The sequence below is a fragment of the Tersicoccus solisilvae genome (genome assembly GCF_014643255.1).
GTDB classification, from domain to species: Bacteria; Actinomycetota; Actinomycetes; order Actinomycetales; family Micrococcaceae; genus Tersicoccus; species Tersicoccus solisilvae.
Genome location: NZ_BMJI01000022.1, coordinates 21072 through 37685, shown reverse-complemented (window position 1 = coordinate 37685; position 16614 = coordinate 21072). Strand labels below are relative to the sequence as shown.

The following is a 16614-nucleotide window of genomic DNA, read 5'->3' as shown; positions in this document are numbered from 1 at the left end:
TGCCGCTGCTGTGGAAGCGGGCGCGGGCGTCAGGCCCGCGGCGCCACCGGGGTGGCGAGCGGCAGCCGGACGGCGAACTCGGTGCGTCCCGGCCGGGAGGAGACCTCGATGCGGCCGCCGTGCGCGGCCACGATGGCCTCGACGATGGCCAGCCCCAGGCCCGTGGTGCCGTCGGTGCCGCTGCGGGCGGCGTCGGCCCGGGCGAACCGCGCGAAGATCTGCTCGAGGAAGGCCGGGTCGATGCCGGGCCCGGTGTCGACCACGGACAGGACGGCGTCGTGCCCGTCGCTCGAGCGGGACACCGTCGTCGTCACCGTGGTCCCGGCGTCCGTGTGCTTGCGCGCGTTGGACAGCAGGTTGGTCAGCACCTGGGTGAGCTGGCGCGGATCGGCCCGGACGGGCACCGGGTCCTCGGGCACCGAGATCACCCAGTGGTGATCGCGCGCGGTGACCTGGGCGTCGGTGACGATCTCGACGACGAGTTCCCCGAGGTCGACGTCGGCGAACTCGGGCTGCTGGCCCTCGTCGAGCCGGGCGAGCAGCAGCAGGTCCTCCACCAGGGCGGTCATCCGCCGGGACTGCGACTCGACGCGGCCCAGGGAGCGGGCCCCGTCGTCGCTGAGGTCCTCGGTCATGCGCACCAGGTCCGTGTAGCCGCGGATGGCGGCGAGCGGGGTGCGTAGCTCGTGGGAGGCATCGGCGACGAACTGCCGCACCCGGGTCTCGCTCCGCTGCCGGGCGTCCAGGGCCGACGAGACGTTGTCCAGCATCTGGTTCAGGGCGTGCCCGACGGAGCCGACCTCGGTGTGCGGGTCGGCCAACCGCGGCGGGACGCGCTGGGCGAGCCGCACCTCGCCGGCGTCCAGGGGCAGCCGGGCGACCTGGGTGGCCACCGCGCTGACGTCCTCCAGGGGCCGGAGGGTGCGGCGGATCACGACGACGCCGAGGACGCCGGTCAGGCCGAGACCGCCGAGGCAGACGAGGGCGAAGGTGCCGGTGATGTCGCGCAGCAGGTCGTTCCGGTCCGCCAGGGGCAGTCCGGTGATGACGACGCCGTCGGTGACGCGGGTGGCGACCAGCCGGTAGTCGCCGATGGAGAGGGAGCGCTCGGCGGGCTCCGCCGTCGGTGGCAGGTCGAGCAGGGACGCCCGGTCGGCGTCGGAGAGGGCCTGCCGGTTGCCGCTGCGGTCGATGACGCCGGAGGCGTTGACGGCTCCATCCACGATCAGCGCGTTGAGCGTGCCCGCCCCCTGGCCGCGGGCCTGCAGCGGGTCCGAGGCGTCCCGGCCGCCGTTGCCGGGGGGCGGCGCGCTGAAGTTCACGGCCCGTTCGGACGCCTCGTGCAGCCGCCCGTCCAGCTGGTTGGTGACGAACAGGTTCACCGCCGTCAGGGTCACCAGCCCCACGGTGACGCAGATGGTGGCGAGCATGAGCAGGGCCACGGCGATCACCCGGGTGCGCAGGTGCCAGCCGGCCGGTCCCCGGACGCGGGTCGCCGGCGCGCCCGCGAGCGTGCTCATGGTCTCGTGCCTCCGATCGACGGTGTCGCGGTTCAGGGGGCCGGCTTGATCACGTAGCCGGCGCCGCGGACCGTGTGGATCATGGGCTCGCGGCCGACGTCGATCTTCTTGCGCAGGTACGAGATGTACAGCTCGACGATGTTGGCCTGACCGCCGAAGTCGTAGTTCCACACCCGGTCCAGGATCTGCGCCTTGGACAGCACCCGCTTGGGATTCTCCATCAGGTAGCGCAGCAGCTCGAACTGGGTGGCGGTCAGGGCAATCAGGTCCCCGCCGCGGGTCACCTCGCGGGTGTCGATGTTCAGGCTCAGGTCGCCGACCACGAGCTCGGCGTCGTCGATCGCGGCCACCCCCGAGCGCTGGACGAGCCGGTGCAGGCGGATCATCACCTCCTCCATGCTGAACGGCTTCGTCACGTAGTCGTCACCGCCCGCGGTCAGGCCCTGGATGCGGTCCTCGACGTCGTCCTTGGCGGTGAGGAAGAGGGCGGGCACGTCCGGGGCGAACTGCCGGATCCGCTGCAGCGCCTCCACCCCGTCGAAACCGGGCAGCATCCAGTCCAGGACGAGCACGTCGGGCCGGAACGCCCGGGCCCGGGTGACGGCGTTCTCGCCGTCGTGCACGGTCTCGACGTTCCAGCCGACCATGCGCAGCCCGATGCTCACGAGCTCGGCCAGGGACGGCTCGTCGTCGACGACGAGCGCTCGGATGGGGGAGCCGTCGGGGTGCTCGAGGCGGGGCAGGCTGTCGATCAGGGCGGTGCGCTGGCGTGCGGTCATGGTCTCGAGTCTCCGGTCCGGGACTTGCTCGCTGCTGGGCCGAACCTGTGCTGGGGCTGTGAGACGCAGGTCCCGGACAGCACGGGCACAGGATCGTGCGGTCAGCGTAACCGTCGCCGAGCGCCCGTCGACTGCGCCGCGTCCGGGCCGCCGTCGCGCCGCGACCGAACCGGGACCGCGGTGGCCGGCGGTGCACAGGCCCGCCCCGGACCGGGCACAGGCCCGGCACAGGGCGCGATCGAAGACTCGAGCCATCGACGATTCCGGTGCGCCACACTGCGCCCTGACGAGAGGACCCTGATGTCCGAGCACGATCCGTACCAGCCATACCAGCCGCGCGACGCTCGGCCCGCGGACCCGCACCCGGCGGCCGCCGACCACGCCTCCGATGGCGCCCCCGATCTCCGTCCGGCCGCCGATCACGACGGCGCGTCCCACCCGGCCGGCGGCACCGCGGCGCTGCCGCAGACCCCGCCCGCCGCGAGCGAGTACCGGCAGACGAGACGGCCCGGGAGCGAGCCCGGGGGAACCGGGTACAACGCGCAGTCCGCCCCCGCGGCACAGCGCCCCGGGGACACGGACCCGCGCACGACGTGGGGCGCTCCGCCGGCGGCGACCTCGGCCCGGCCGTGGACGCTGAAGAAGTCCCTGCTCGCCGCGGGGGTCGCGGTCGGCGTCGCCCTCGGTGGCGGCGCGGCCGCGGTGGCGGCATCCTCGGCGACGTCCGGACAGACCGGCGGCCCGGGCGGCGCCGGGGAGGGGTTCGGCGGTCAGGGCCGCGGCGGGTTCTCCGGTTCGGGCCAGACCGGGCTGGGCGGCGCCGCGGCCGGCGCGTCGTCGGAGCTGGGGTCCGCCCTGCACGGCCAGTTCGTCGCCCAGCGCGACGGCAGCGCCGTGACCCTCCTGCTGCAGACCGGCACGGTCACCGCCGTGACCAGTTCCTCCCTCACCGTCAAGAGCACCGACGGGTACAGCGCGACCTACGCGATCGGCGACAGCACCCGGATCACCGGGGTCACGACGACGGGGGCGGCGGCCGACGGCCAGGACAGCCAGGACGGGGCGCAGGTGCCGGGCGGCATGCCGCCCGGAGCGCCCGCTCAACAGGACGGTGGCTCGTCGGGCCAGAGTGATCAGTCCGGGGGCACCAGCCTGTCCGCGGACGATCTCACGACCGGCGCCACGGTGACGGTGGTGGCGACCTCCGCCTCGTCCGGCGCGGCGACCGCGACGAGCATCCGGGTGACGAGCGCGACCGCGAGCAGCCAGACCCAGAGCAGCCAGAGCCAGAGCGACCAGAACCAGAGCGACCAGAGCCAGAGCGACCAGAGCCAGAGCGACGAGAGCGAAAACGGTGCGCCGGGGTCGACCAGCGACGCATCGGACGATCTGACCAGCTAGCACTTGATTTTCCTGGTGCCAAAGGAGTAGGTGACGAGGCGCCGTTCGGCCGACATCGCCCCAGATCAGGCGGGCCACGCCGGTCGGCCGAGCGGAGTTCCTCTCGGCCGACCCCGGCGAGATGAGACACCCCGTCTCATCAGGTGGACAAATCGGCCCTATGTTACTTGCACGTACGGTTGCCCCCGCGACACAATCGAGACGTGAACAACACGACCGTGATCGCTCGCACCGGCGTCGACCCGACCGGGCGACGAATGTGTTGTCGTCGAATGCCCCGCTGAACGGGCTCACCCGCCCGTCGTCGCGTCAGGCGCGCGTTCCCCTCGAACCCCGCGCCACGCATTCACCGTTGTTCGCCTTCGTCGTCATGTGAGGTCCCCATGTCTGTCGCCTCGTCCGGATACGTCCACATCTCCCAGCGGAACCGGCAGAAGGCCGTCCCGCCGCGCGGCTTCGCCAATCGCCGTGCCCTCCCGCCCACGGGTCCGATGCCCGTCGTCGGCCACTTCCCGGGCCTGCGCTCGGTGCCGACCGGCTCCGACGCCACCGCCTCCTCCCTGTCCGACGAGGTGACCGCCTCGGAGTCGGAGAGCTCGGCGCGAGGCTTCGTCATCTACGTCGGTCTGGACGAGCAGGCCGCGGCGGAGAACGGCACCAGCCTCGTCAAGCTCGTGCAGGAGCTGCGCACGCACGTCCGCTCCGTCGTCCCGGGCGCCGAGAGCTATGCCGCGGTGGCGCTGGCCCCCAACGACGCCGTCGGCAGCGATCTCGAGGTGGTGCGCAGCACGCTCGGCGATCCGACCATCACCGGTGCTCGGTCCCGGCAGCCCGAACCCGCGCCCGCCCCGACCGTCAACCGGCCGACGGGCGTGCTCATCGACCTCTCGCGCCGGGAGGTGTTCCTCGACGGGGAGCTGCTGAACCTGACGTTCAAGGAGTTCGAGCTGCTGAACTTCCTGGTGGAGAACGGCGTGCGGACCGTGAGCCGGGACGAGCTGCTCCACGGCCTGTGGCGCAACGCCGAGGAGGCGCCCAACGAGCGCACCATCGACGTGCACATCCGCCGGCTGCGGTCCAAGCTCGGGCGTCTCGCCAACACCGTGCGAACCGTGCGGGGCCAGGGCTACCGGTTCTACGACCACCCCGAGGTGGTCGTCTGGGCCGCTCCCGAGTACTCCATCTGACGCCGACCCCCGCGCGCATCGGGGCTCGTCCGGCTGGCTAGACTCGCCGGATGAGCCCCGATCTGCGTCGTCTCCTCCTGCTGCGTCACGCCAAGGCGGCCACCGCGCCGGAGGTCACCGACCACGACCGGCCGCTCGCCACGCGCGGTCACGACGAGGCGCCCGCCGCCGGGCGGTGGATGCGCGACCACGGCGTCGTCCCGGACTTCATCCTCTGCTCCAGTGCGCTGCGCACCCGGCAGACCACCACGTGGGTGTGCCAGGAACTGGGGGAGAAGGCGCCGACACCGCAGCTGCGCGACGACCTCTACAACGCGGGCACCACGGGCATGCTCACCGTGATCAACCACGTCCCGGAGACGGTGCACACCCTGCTGGTCGTCGCGCATTTCCCCGCCGTGCAGAACGTCGCGCTGCGGCTGGCCTCGGCGGAGTCGGACCAGGACGCCGTCACCGACCTCGGCACCGATTATCCGACCCTCGGGCTGACCCTCCTCGAACACGACCTCCCGTGGGCCGAGCTGGACCGGCGCGACGCCGCCGTCACCGCGTTCGCCGTCCCGCGCTGAGGGACCTCCGCGCGTCGACCGGCGTCAGTCGCGCACCCACCCGCGCACCGCCGTCATGACGACGGCCACCGCGGTGTCCCGCTCCAGCGCCGGGCCGTGGTTGTCACGGGAGAGGCCGGCGAACATCGTCGAGCCCATCAGCGTGACCGCCAGCTGCTCCACCGGCACGGCCGGGTCGACGTCGTGGACGCGCGCCACGGCCTGCAGGCCCTCCCGGATCAGACTCAGCAGCCGGTCGCGCAGGGCGCTCAGTTCGGTCTGCCACTGGCTCGCCGGCCGCCACATCTCACTCATCCACAAGCGGGTGAAGGACGGGTACTCGGCGAGGAACTCGAGGGCGCGACCCACCATGTCGGCGACCCGATCGACGGGATCGGATCCGTCCGGGATGCTGCGCAGCCGCTCCTCCATCAGGTCGACCCCCGACTCGAGCACCTTCGCCACCAGGTCGGCCTTGCTGGAGAAGTTGTAGTAGACGGTGCCCTTGGACACCCCGGCGGCGGCCGCGATCTCGTCGATCGACACGTGGGCCGGGCCCCGCTCGCCGAGCAGGGTGATTGCCGCATCGAACAGCTTCGCCCGGGTCCGGGCGGTCCGAGCGGGGCGGCGGACGGGCTCTCGCGGGCCCGACGCGCCGGTCGGAGCACTCACAGGGCGATCTCCGGCTGGAGTCGGGACAGGGTCCAGTACTTGCGGCGTCGGGCGGCCAGGGTCGACAGGCATACGCCGATCATGACGTACATAAGCAGGCTCGCGAACACCGCGGGCAGGGCCGAGAGGTCGGCGCCGTAGATCAGGGTGCGCATCTCGTCGATGACCCGGCCCATCGGCAGCACCACGTGGACGAACTGCAGCGGGACCGGGACGGTCTGCCAGGGGAAGGTGCCGCCCGAGCCGACCAGCTGGAGCACCAGCAGGATGAGGACGGCGAACTTGCCGACGGCGCCGAGCAGGGCGATCAGTCCCTGGATGAGGGCGCTGAACGCCAGGGCCGCGGCCAGCATCAGCAACCAGGTGAGCACGGGGTGGGCCACGTCCAGGCCGAGGGCGAGGAGCACGACCAGGTACAGGGCGGTGGCCTGCACGAGAGCGACGGCGACGAAGGGCAGCCAGCCGCCGACGGCGATCTTCCACGCCGCCCCGTTGGAGGCCAGGGCGCGCTCGGAGATCGGCCGCATCGTCTGGGCCAGCATGAACAGGCCGATCCAGAGGGCGAGCACCATGAAGAACGGGGCGAGCCCGGCGCCGTAGGAGTTCGCCTTCGCCTGGTTCACGGCGTTGACGGCCACCGGATCACCGATGACGTCGGAGTAGTTCTGCTTCTGCTTCGCGTCCGGGTCCGGCACCTGGCCGGCGCCGCGCGCGAGCTGGTCGTGCAGCCGTCCGGAGCCGCCGTCCAGTTCCGCTGCCCCGTCCTTCAGACTCTGCGCCCCGGAATCGAGCTGCTGGGTGCCGGTGGCGAGCTTCTCGGCGCCCGTGAGCGCATCACGCTGACCCGCGGCGAGGGTCGAGGCTCCCGCGGCGAGCTTCCCGGCACCGGTGTGGGCGGTGGCGATGCCGTCGGTCAGCGCCGGGGTGGCGTCGGCGAGGGCGGTCGTGCCGGTGGCGAGCTTCCCCGCACCGGTGTGGGCGGCGGCGATGCCGTCGGTCAGCGCCGGCGTGGCGTCGGCCAGTGCCTTCGTGCCGGCGGCGAGCTGACCGGCGCCGGCGCGGGCGGAGGCGATGCCGGTGCCCAGCGCGGCGGTCCCGTCGGCCAGCCGCGCGGTGCCGTCGGCGAGCTGCCCGGCGCCGGTGTGGGCGGCGGCGATGCCGGTGGTCAGGGCCGGGGTGGCGTCGGCGAGCTTCGCGGCACCGGCGGAGACCTGGTTCGCGCCGGTCGAGAGGGCCTGGACCTGGCCGGCGGCCTGGGTGACGCGCTGGCGCGCCGCCTCCAGCTCCGCGGACTGCTGGGTGGCGTCGTAGCGGGCGAGGATCTGCTTCGCGGCCGCGTCGTCGATGACGCCCTCCGCGCGCAGCTGCTCGGTCGATGTCACCACGCGCTGCCATGCGGCGTCGGGCACGGCGTCGAGCTCGGCGACCATGCCCTGGACCGCCGTGTTCAGTGCCGCGTTGCCGGCCGCGACCTGCGCGGCGCCGTCGGCGAGTTGCCGGGTCTGAGCGGGAAGGCCGGCGGTGCTGCTCTCGAGGGTGCCGAGGCCGGTGTTCAGCTGGGCGGCGCCGTCGGCGAGTTGCCGGGTCTGGGCCGGGAGACCGGCCAGCCCGGCGTCGATCGTGCCGATCCCGGTGTTCAGCCGGGCGGCGCCGTCGGCCAGCCGGCGGGTCTGGGCGGGCAGGTCCGTGGTCTGGTCCGCGAGGGTGCCGAGGCCGGTGTCCAGCCGCGCGGCCCCGTCGGCGAGCTGCCGGGTCTGGGCCGGCAGGTCCGTGGTCTTGTCGGCCAGGGTGCCGAGGCCGGTGTTCAGCTGGGTGGCGCCGGAGTTCAGCTGGTCGGTCCCCGCGACCAGCTTCTTCTCCCCGTCGACCAGGGAGGCGGTGCCGCTGACCCCCTGCGCGGTGCCGTCCTTCAGCTTCGAGGCGCCATCGGCGAGCTGGTGGGCGCCGGTGCGCAGCTGACCGGCTCCGTCGGCCGCCTTGCCGAGCTGGTCGTGGATCGTTCCGATGGAGGTCAGCAGCGCGTCGGCGGTCTTCGTGCTCACCTGCTTGGCGACCGCGTCGTGAATCTGCGTCGTCACCTTCCCGGCGATGGTGCCGAGCAGGTAGTTATTGGCGTCGTTCGTCGTGATGTTCAACGCCGCCTGCTGGGCCGGCTTGCCGGTGGACAGGGTGGTCGGGGAGGCCAGCCGGGCGCTGAAGTCCGCGGGGATCGTCACGGCGAAGGCGTAGTCGCCCGATTCCACGCCGGCGTTCGCCTGCTCGGTGGACGTCACGGGCACCCAGTCGAACGTCCTCGAGTCCGTCAGGTTCTTCGCGACCTCGTCACCGACGTTCTGCTGTCTGCCGCCGATCTGCGCTCCCGTGTCGTCGACGACGAGGGCGGCGCGGATGCTGCCGAGATTGCCGTACGGATTCCAGTTCGCATAGAGATACATGGCGCCGTAGAGCAGCGGCACCAGGAGCATGGCGACGAGGGCGAGGACGGGCAGGCGCCCGCTGGTCATCCGCTTCAGCTCGGACAGGGCAAGTCTCAGGGTGGTCATCGGTCGTCCTTCGCCGGGTCGGCGGTCGGTTGGTGGGTCGTGGTGTCGGCGTCGATCTCGGCGAATCCGGGGATAAATCCGGGGACGGTGTCGCCGTCCTCGCCGTTCTCGCCCGTCCCGTCGTCGGCGCCGATGACGGTGAGCGGGCCGTCCCAGGTCGGCGGGACCGCCGTGACGACGGCGACCACCACGAGCCCATGCGACGCGTAGTCGGACAGGACGTCCAGCCACGCCGCGTCGTCGAAGGTCAACCGGTCGGGGCCGTCGAACACCAGCGCCGTCATCCGGTCGTCGGCCAGGGCCAGATCGGCCAGCAGACGCAGGCGGCTTGCGGCGTCGAGCTGCTCGGGCCAGCGATCGAGGGCGTCCCGGTGACCGTGCTCGATCGCCCACGACCGGACGGCGGGCCGCTGCCGGATCGGCTTCGGCAGCAGCGAGAGGTCCTCGGCGATCACGTCGCGCATCCGCTGGTGGCGCTCCGGCTCGTTGACGCCGGGGGAGTCCACCAGCCCGACGCGGGCGCGCAGCTTGCCGATGGCGTCGTCGTGCCCCCACATGACCGCGCCGCCGTCCGGGCGCATGCGGCCGCTCAGGGTCAGGGCGAGCGCGGTGCGCTCCTCGGTGGTCCGGCCGACGGCCAGATGGAGGACGCCCTCCTCGGCGGTCAGGGAAGTGGGCGGCAGGAGCGGACCATGGCGTCCGGCGACGGACAGGTGACGAGCGGTGAGCACCGATTCAGTCTAATTAGACTGACCGGTCAGTTCAAATAGCTTGTTCCTCACACCCCGCGGAACACAGCACCGCCCGGCTCGTGGAGAACCGGGCGGTGCGGGTGGGGGTGTCGTTCATGGCCGGGGCCTCAGCGGCCGGCTTTCTCCAGCAGCCGCAGCCATACCTCGCTGATGGTCGGGTAGGCCGGAACAGCGTGCCACAGGCGGTCCAGCGGTACCTGACCCGCGATCGCGACCGTCGCCGAGTGCAGCAGTTCGGAGACGTCCGGACCGGCGAACGTGACGCCGGCGAGGGTGTCGTCGGACGTGTCGATCACCAGCTGCGCCCAGCCGGTGTAGCCGTCGGCGTGCAGGGAGGAGCCGGCGACCGCGATCGGCAGCTCGACCGTCCGCACGTCCAACCCGGCGTCGCGCGCCTGCTCGACGGTGCGGCCGACCATGGCCAGTTCGGGGTCGGTGAACACCACCTGCGGCACCGCCACCTCGTCCGCCGTGGCGGCGTACCGGCTGAAGGGGCCGGCGTCGGGCGTGCTCCCGTCCGCACGGGCGGCGATGAAGTCGCCCGTCGCGCGGGCCTCGTACTTGCCCTGGTGGGTCAGCAGCACCTTGCCGGCGACGTCGCCGACGGCGAAGAGCCAGTCCGTGCCCGCGACCTGGCCGGTCGGGGCCACCTCGGGCAGCCCGCCCTTCTCGGTCAGCCGCACCCCGGCGTGCTCGAGGCCGAGGCCGTCCGTGGCGGGCCGGCGGCCCGTGGAGACGAGCAGGCGGTCGGCGACGACCGGATCGGCGCCGTCGAGCGTGATCGTCACCGTGCCGTCGTTCGCGGCGTCGACGCGGGTGGTCGCCGTGTTCTCGTGGATGGTGATGCCCTCGTCGCGCAGGGCGTCGAGGACGGTCTTGACGGCGGGCCGCGGGAACGTGGCCAGCACCCCGGAGCGGGCGATGACGGTGACGGTCGAGCCGAGCCGGGCGAACGCCTGGGCGAGTTCCATCCCGGCGACGCCGCCGCCGAGCACGGCGAGCCGGTCCGGCGCCTCGTGCGCCGAGGTGGCCTCGCGGGTCCCCCAGAAGGCGACGTCCTCGAGCCCCTCGATCGGCGGCGTGACCGGCGTGGACCCGGTGGCCAGGACGACGGCGTGCGTCGCGGTGATCACCGTGGTGGCGCCGTCGGCGCCCATGACCGTGACCTCGCGCTCGCCGCTGATCCGGCCGCGACCGCGCAGGAACGTCGCGCCGATGCCCTCGATCCACTCGACCTGGCCGGCGTCGTCCCAGTGGGAGGTGAACTCGTCACGACGCGCGAAGACGCGCTCGACGTCGACCGTGCCGGTCACCGCCTGGGCGGCACCGTCGACGGCCCGGGCGGCGTGCACCGCCGTCAGGGGCCGGATCAGCGCCTTCGACGGCATGCACGCCCAGTAGGAGCACTCGCCGCCGGCGAGGTCGGCCTCGACCACCACGGCCGTCAAGCCGCCGGCGATGAGGCGGTCGGCCACGTTCTCCCCGACCGGCCCGGCGCCGATGACGACGACGTCGGTGGTCAGGGCGCGGGCCTCGCCCGTTCCGTCACTCATGGTCAGTCGTCCGTGACGGTGACGGTGACGGGGATGTTGCCGCGCGTGGCATTGGAGTAGGGGCACACCCGGTGGGCGGCGTCCGCGAGTTCCTGCGCCTGCTCGTGCGGCAGGTCGGGGATGGTCACCTCCAGCTCGACAGCGAGGCCGAAACCCTCACCGTCGTCGTTGCGTCCGATGGAGACGCGGGCACCGACCGAGGAGTCGCCGAGGTCCACCTTGGCCCTGCGGGCCACGCCCTGCAGCGCACTGTGAAAGCAGGCCGCGTAACCGGCGGCGAAGAGCTGCTCGGGATTCGCGCCGTTGCCGTCCCCGCCCATGCTCGTCGGCGTGGCCAGCTGCAGGTCGAGGGTGCCGTCGGCGGTGCGGGTGCGGCCGTTGCGGCCGGCCCCGGTCGAGAGCGCTTCGGCGGTGTACAGGGAATCCATGGGTGACGCGCCTTCCGTGTCGCGGCGGGCGGGCCGGCCGGCCCGCCCTCACCGGTGCCAAGCGGGGCGCGTGCGCAGACATTCCCGGATCGCTCCCGGAAACGACAGCAGCCCCGGTCCACGAGGACCGGGGCTGCTGTCAGTGGTGCGCCCGAAGGGATTCGAACCCCCAACCTTCTGATCCGTAGTCAGATGCTCTATCCGTTGAGCTACGGGCGCCTGGCCGTCACTCGCACGTCGTCACTCGGGAGTGGGAAACGGCGAACGGGCCGGGTAAAACCATACACCGGGGCCGACGAGCGCCCAAATCCGCGGGCGACCGGCGACGTCGGCGGAGGACGACCGGAGACGCGATCCGTGTCACACGACTATACCGGTCTACGTGACCTGGATCACCGGCCCGTACGCTCGCCCTAGCGACGGCGCGTCGGCACGCCGGTGACGGTCCCGCCGCGATGTCGCGACCGGGGGACGCGATGCAGGGCTCCCCCTACGATGAGGTCACCCCAGATCCCAACGAAGGGAAACGCCATGGCCGGTACGGTTCAGGACACGAGCACGACGAGTCCGAGCGGTGCGAACTCCGCCGTGAGGAACGCGCTCGAGAACGCGCCGACCACTCACGCCCGGCTGCTCGCCTGGGTGCGTGAGGTCGCCGACCTGACGGAGCCGGACCAGCTGGTGTGGGTCGACGGCAGCGAGGCGGAATGGACCCGGCTGACCGACGAGATGGTCGAGGCCGGCACCCTGGTGCGGCTCGCCGAGGACAAGTTCCCCAACTCCTTCGCCGCGTTCTCCGACCCCGAGGACGTCGCGCGCGTCGAGGAGCAGACCTTCATCTGCTCGCAGGAGGAGCGCGGCGCCGGGCCCACCAACAACTGGATGGACCCCCAGGAGATGAAGGCGACCCTGCGTGACCTCTACCGGGGCAGCATGCATGGCCGCACCATGCACGTCATCCCCTTCGTGATGGGCAGCCTCGAGGCGACCGACCCGAAGTTCGGCGTCGAGGTCACCGACAGCCCCTACGTCGTGTGCTCGATGCGCATCATGGCGACCATCGGCTCCGCGGTGCTCGAGAAGATGACCGCGACCGACGCGTTCTTCGTGGAGGCGCTGCACTCGCTCGGCTTCCCGCTGGACGACGGCCAGGCCGACGTCCCGTGGCCCTGCAACGAGACCAAGTACATCGTCCAGTTCCCCGAGGACCGGGCCATCTGGTCGTACGGATCCGGCTACGGCGGCAACGCCCTGCTGGGCAAGAAGTGCTACGCGCTGCGCATCGCCTCGGCCATCGCCCACGACGAGGGCTGGCTGGCCGAACACATGCTCGTCCTGAAGATCACCGACCCGCAGGACCGCGCGCACTACGTGGCCGGCGCCTTCCCGTCGGCGTGCGGCAAGACGAACTTCGCGATGATCGAGCCGACCATCGAGGGCTGGAAGGCCGAGATGGTGGGCGACGACATCGCCTGGATGCGCTTCGACGACGCGGGCACCCTGCGGGTCGTCAACCCGGAGGCCGGCCTCTTCGGCGTCGCCCCGGGCACCGGCTGGTCCACCAACCCGAACGCGATGCGCGCCGTGGCGAAGGGCAACACCATCTTCACCAACGTCGCGCTGACCGACGACGGCGGCGTGTGGTGGGAGGGCATGACGGACGAGGTTCCCGCCCACCTGACCGACTGGCGTGGCCGCTCGTGGACCCCGGCGTCGAAAAACCCCGCCGCGCACCCGAACTCGCGGTTCTGCACGCCGATCAAGCAGGTCGACATCCTCGCCCCCGAGTACGACGATCCGGACGGCGTGCCGCTGTCGGCCATCATCTTCGGCGGCCGGCGCAAGACGACGGTGCCGCTGGTGCACGAGTCGTTCGACTGGGAGCACGGCGTGTTCGAGGGCGCGACGCTGTCCTCGGAGACGACCGCGGCGGCATCGGGAGCCGTCGGCGTCGTCCGCCGCGACCCGATGGCGATGCTGCCGTTCATCGGCTACAACGCCGGCGACTACCTGGCGCACTGGGTCAAGCTCGGCAAGGCCCACGCCGGGCACATGCCGACGATCTTCTACGTCAACTGGTTCCGACGGGACCGCGACGGCGCGTTCGCCTGGCCCGGCTTCGGGGAGAACTCGCGGGTGCTCAAGTGGATCGTCGGCCGACTCGAGGGCGAGGCCCAGGGCGAGCAGACGCCGATCGGCATCGTGCCCCGCCCGGAGGATCTCGACCTCACCGGCCTGGACATCTCCGACCAGCAGCTCGGCGACGCCCTGAAGGTGGACGTCGAGGAGTGGCGGCGCGAGCTGCCGGGCATCCACCAGTGGTTCAACGTGCTGCACGACTCGCTGCCGCCGGAGATGGTGCGCCAGTACCACCGGCTGGAGGTCCGCCTGGAGGTCTGACGGCACCGGCTCCGTGTGTGGCGGCGGCCCCGTTGCTCCCCGTTCGGGAGCTGCTCTTGACCGCGATCGGGACCGTTGTTGCCGTTGGCGCGGGTAGTTCGCGGCGCAGTAGCAAGAACGGTCCCGACGGCGGCACGTCGCATGGTGGCGGTGCCGCGTCAGTGCGCCCGGCCGGAACTCGTGGTTGTCCACAGGCAGCGCTCGGGCCTGTCCACGCGCTCGCCGGACTGCGACAGTAGCGGCATGCGAGAACGTCGGCCGGTCCCTTCGGCAACCGATCTGGGACTGCGGTCGCTGAGGTCACTCGAGTTGGCGGGGTGTTCTCCGGGCCGTGTGGGGAGGCTGGTGGAGAGCGGGGTCCTGCGCCGAGTGCGGCGTGGCTGGTACATCGCCGACGAGCGGTGGCAACGGCTGAGCCCTGAGCACCGCTACCTCGTCCGTGTCTACGCCGTCGGGCTGCCCCTGCCAGCATCGACGACGGTCAGCCACCAGTCGGCCGCCGTCCTGTCGGGCCTCGACCTCCTGGCGATCCCGGCGGACGTGCATCTCCGGCCGGCTACCCAACACGGCGGACGTGGGCCGCGCAGCGGCATCGTCCACCACCGGAGCCCGGTCCGACTGAGCGACGCGCGAACGATCCAGGGCGTTCGGGTCACCGGACCGGAAGACCTGGTGCGCGACACCGCGGCCACGCTCACCCATCGCGGCGCGCTCGTCATCGCCGATCAGGTGGCGGCGCAGGGCCTGGACACGGACGCGCTCCGGTCCTGGATCGCCGAGAACCCCGGCCGCCCCGGCGTGCGACGTCTGGCCCGAGTGCTCGATCGGCTGGACCCGGCATCCGAGTCCGCGGGTGAGACCCTGACCCGGGTGCTCCTGCACGAGTGGGCGGTGCCCCTGCCGATCAGCCAGTACTGGATCACGACCGCCATCGGCGATCACCGGGTCGACTTCGCGTGGCCGGACCGCCGCCTCGTCCTCGAGTTCGACGGCCGCGGGAAGTACTTCGACTACCGGCCCACCGCGGAGGCCCTCTACGAGGAACGACGGCGGGAGAAAGCCCTGGTCAACGCCGGGTGGCGGGTCATCCGCATCGGCTGGCCCGACGTCACCGGTCGATCCGATGCGCTGCGCCGGCTGCTGCTGACCGCTCTGGCGGCCGCAGCGGCCTGACGGATCGGGTCGACCGGCGTGATCGGGACCGTTGTTGCTGTTGCGCCGGGAAGAAACCGCGCCGACGTCAAGAACGGTCCCACTCGCGGTCACGCGGGACGCCGGTGCCCGGACGGTCCCCGGACAGCCCCGGTGCCCGGCGAGCCCCGGGCGGCGCTACGCCCGGACGAGGGCCAGCACCCGGTCCCGGATCCGCTCCATCAGCGCCCGGTCGGCGGCCTCCCCGTTGTACCGCAGGAAGGGCTCCGTGTTGGACGGGCGCAGGTTGAACCACCAGGAGCCGTCGGCCGCGCTGAAGGTGGTGCCGTCGAGTTCGTCGATGACGACGTCGTCGCCGGCGACGTCCGCCCGGACCCGGTCCACGGCCCCGGCCTTGTCCTCGACCGTCGAGTTGATCTCCCCGGAGGAGACGTAGGGCTCGTACTCGGCGCCGAGCTCCGAGAGCGGGCGGTCCTGCTCGCCGAGCGCCGCGAGGACGTGCATGGCCGCGAGCATGCCGGTGTCGGCGTTGAAGAAGTCGCGGAAGTAGTAGTGCGCCGAGTGCTCGCCGCCGAAGACGGCCCCCTCGGTCGCCATCACGGCCTTGATGAACGAATGCCCCACCCGGGTGCGCACCGGCCGGCCGCCCTCGCGTTCGACCAGCTCCGGCACCGCGCGCGAGGTGATCAGGTTGTGGATGATGACGGGGTGCTCCTCGCCGGCGGCCTGCGCCCGGGCGATCTCACGCTTGGCGACCAGACCGGTGACCGCCGACGGCGAGACGGGCTCACCCTTCTCGTCGATGACGAAGCAGCGGTCGGCGTCGCCGTCGAACGCCAGGCCCAGGTCGGCGCCGTGCTCGACGACGGCGGCCTGCAGGTCCCGCAGGTTCTCCGGCTCGAGCGGGTTGGCCGGGTGGTTCGGGAAGCTGCCGTCGAGCTCGAAGTAGAGCGGCACGATGGTCAGCGGCAGGGCCGGCAGGATCGCGTCCCCGAGCACGGCCGGCGTCGTCATCCCCGCCATGCCGTTGCCCGCGTCGACGACGACCTTCAGCGGCCGGATGCCGGTCAGGTCGACGAGGGAGCGCAGGTAGGCGGCGTAGTCGGCGAGGACGTCCGTGACTCCGATGGTGCCGCGTCGAGCGGCCGGCTCGACATCGCCGGCCGCCAGGTACCGCTCCGCCGCCTCGCGGATCTCGTTCAGACCCGACTCCGAGGACACCGGGACCGCGCCGGCCCGGGACATCTTGATGCCGTTGTACTCGGCGGGGTTGTGCGAGGCGGTGAACGTGACCCCGGCGGCGTCCTTCGTCCCGCAGGCGAAGTACAGCTCGTCGGTGGAGATCAGGTCGAGCAGCTGCACGTCGGCGCCACGGGCGGCCGCTCCCGCGGCGAACGCCTTCGCGAAGGCGGGGGAGGAGGGGCGCATGTCGCCGCCGACCAGGACGGTCTGCCCGGCCAGGTCGAGGACGTCGACGAAGGCGGCGCCCGTGGCCCGCACCGTCTGCTCCGTGATGGTCTCGCCGACGATGCCGCGCACGTCGTAGGCCTTGAACGACGCGGTCAGGTCGATGGTCTCGGACGGCTGCTGATTCACGGGAGTCTGGTGGGTCACGCGACAAGGGTAACCAACGCCGCGGCTGCGGCCGGACGTGACGGCGTCGGCCGGTCCCGGTGGGC

General features: G+C 72.2%; 13 protein-coding genes and 1 tRNA gene. 5 read left to right on the top strand and 9 right to left on the bottom strand.

Going from position 1 to position 16614, the window contains the following annotated elements; genetic code table 11:
* Positions 1-29 precede the first annotated feature (29 nt).
* Both IEX22_RS13595 and IEX22_RS13590 read right to left on the bottom strand, forming a co-directional pair.
* Positions 30-1520 (bottom strand): sensor histidine kinase, encoded by a 1491-nt coding sequence (locus IEX22_RS13595; protein ID WP_188668941.1) that lies wholly within the window; start codon positions 1518-1520, stop codon positions 30-32.
* A 32-nt stretch (positions 1521-1552) separates the two neighbouring features.
* Positions 1553-2299: a response regulator transcription factor gene (locus IEX22_RS13590; protein WP_188668940.1), complete on the bottom strand. Its 747-nt coding sequence runs from the start codon at positions 2297-2299 to the stop codon at positions 1553-1555.
* Between the two features lie 300 nt (positions 2300-2599).
* Here IEX22_RS13590 and IEX22_RS13585 point away from each other — a divergent pair, with 300 nt between their 5' ends.
* From IEX22_RS13585 to IEX22_RS13575, 3 genes are all read left to right on the top strand, one after another.
* Complete coding sequence (locus IEX22_RS13585; protein ID WP_188668939.1) at positions 2600-3700, top strand: hypothetical protein; 1101 nt, start codon at positions 2600-2602, stop codon at positions 3698-3700.
* A gap of 383 nt (positions 3701-4083) precedes the next feature.
* Positions 4084-4887 carry a winged helix-turn-helix domain-containing protein gene (locus IEX22_RS13580; protein ID WP_188668938.1) on the top strand — a complete coding sequence of 268 codons (804 nt, stop codon included), beginning with the start codon at positions 4084-4086 and terminating at the stop codon, positions 4885-4887.
* A 50-nt stretch (positions 4888-4937) separates the two neighbouring features.
* Positions 4938-5456, top strand: coding sequence for a SixA phosphatase family protein (locus IEX22_RS13575; RefSeq protein WP_188668937.1), 519 nt, complete (start codon positions 4938-4940; stop codon positions 5454-5456).
* Positions 5457-5480: 24 nt separating this feature from the next.
* Here IEX22_RS13575 and IEX22_RS13570 read toward each other — a convergent pair whose 3' ends face one another.
* From IEX22_RS13570 to IEX22_RS13545, 6 genes are all read right to left on the bottom strand, one after another.
* Positions 5481-6107, bottom strand: coding sequence for a TetR/AcrR family transcriptional regulator (locus IEX22_RS13570; RefSeq protein ID WP_188668936.1), 627 nt, complete (start codon positions 6105-6107; stop codon positions 5481-5483).
* A complete protein-coding gene (locus tag IEX22_RS16045) occupies positions 6104-8650 on the bottom strand; it encodes a YhgE/Pip domain-containing protein (protein ID WP_188668935.1) in 2547 nt (848 codons plus the stop codon). Before IEX22_RS16045 ends, IEX22_RS13570 begins: the two co-directional genes overlap by 4 nt.
* Complete coding sequence (locus tag IEX22_RS13560; RefSeq protein WP_188668934.1) at positions 8647-9381, bottom strand: ABC transporter ATP-binding protein; 735 nt, start codon at positions 9379-9381, stop codon at positions 8647-8649. Before IEX22_RS13560 ends, IEX22_RS16045 begins: the two co-directional genes overlap by 4 nt.
* 128 nt (positions 9382-9509) lie before the next feature.
* Positions 9510-10955 (bottom strand): dihydrolipoyl dehydrogenase family protein, encoded by a 1446-nt coding sequence (locus IEX22_RS13555; RefSeq protein ID WP_188668933.1) that lies wholly within the window; start codon positions 10953-10955, stop codon positions 9510-9512.
* Between the two features lie 2 nt (positions 10956-10957).
* Complete coding sequence (locus tag IEX22_RS13550) at positions 10958-11383, bottom strand: organic hydroperoxide resistance protein (RefSeq protein WP_188668932.1); 426 nt, start codon at positions 11381-11383, stop codon at positions 10958-10960.
* Positions 11384-11526: 143 nt separating this feature from the next.
* Positions 11527-11602: transfer RNA gene (locus IEX22_RS13545), tRNA-Arg, on the bottom strand.
* 312 nt (positions 11603-11914) lie between these two features.
* Here IEX22_RS13545 and IEX22_RS13540 point away from each other — a divergent pair.
* Positions 11915-13783, top strand: coding sequence for a phosphoenolpyruvate carboxykinase (GTP) (locus tag IEX22_RS13540; protein ID WP_188668931.1), 1869 nt, complete (start codon positions 11915-11917; stop codon positions 13781-13783).
* Positions 13784-14128: 345 nt separating this feature from the next.
* Positions 14129-14956 carry a putative endonuclease domain-containing protein gene (locus IEX22_RS13535; RefSeq protein ID WP_188668930.1) on the top strand — a complete coding sequence of 276 codons (828 nt, stop codon included), beginning with the start codon at positions 14129-14131 and terminating at the stop codon, positions 14954-14956.
* 156 nt (positions 14957-15112) lie between these two features.
* Here IEX22_RS13535 and IEX22_RS13530 read toward each other — a convergent pair whose 3' ends face one another.
* Positions 15113-16549, bottom strand: a complete 1437-nt coding sequence (locus tag IEX22_RS13530) for a phosphomannomutase/phosphoglucomutase (protein ID WP_438816629.1) — start codon at positions 16547-16549, stop codon at positions 15113-15115.
* Positions 16550-16614: the final 65 nt, after the last annotated feature.

Bases quoted from the DNA above. Each gene is read 5' to 3' on its own strand.
- IEX22_RS13595 (WP_188668941.1), bottom strand. From the start codon at position 1,520: ATGAGCACGCTCGCGGGCGCGCCGGCGACCCGCGTCCGGGGACCGGCC.
- IEX22_RS13590 (WP_188668940.1), bottom strand. From the start codon at position 2,299: ATGACCGCACGCCAGCGCACCGCCCTGATCGACAGCCTGCCCCGCCTC.
- IEX22_RS13585 (WP_188668939.1), top strand. From the start codon at position 2,600: ATGTCCGAGCACGATCCGTACCAGCCATACCAGCCGCGCGACGCTCGG.
- IEX22_RS13580 (WP_188668938.1), top strand. From the start codon at position 4,084: ATGTCTGTCGCCTCGTCCGGATACGTCCACATCTCCCAGCGGAACCGG.
- IEX22_RS13575 (WP_188668937.1), top strand. From the start codon at position 4,938: ATGAGCCCCGATCTGCGTCGTCTCCTCCTGCTGCGTCACGCCAAGGCG.
- IEX22_RS16045 (WP_188668935.1), bottom strand. From the start codon at position 8,650: ATGACCACCCTGAGACTTGCCCTGTCCGAGCTGAAGCGGATGACCAGC.
- IEX22_RS13555 (WP_188668933.1), bottom strand. From the start codon at position 10,955: ATGAGTGACGGAACGGGCGAGGCCCGCGCCCTGACCACCGACGTCGTC.
- IEX22_RS13550 (WP_188668932.1), bottom strand. From the start codon at position 11,383: ATGGATTCCCTGTACACCGCCGAAGCGCTCTCGACCGGGGCCGGCCGC.
- IEX22_RS13540 (WP_188668931.1), top strand. From the start codon at position 11,915: ATGGCCGGTACGGTTCAGGACACGAGCACGACGAGTCCGAGCGGTGCG.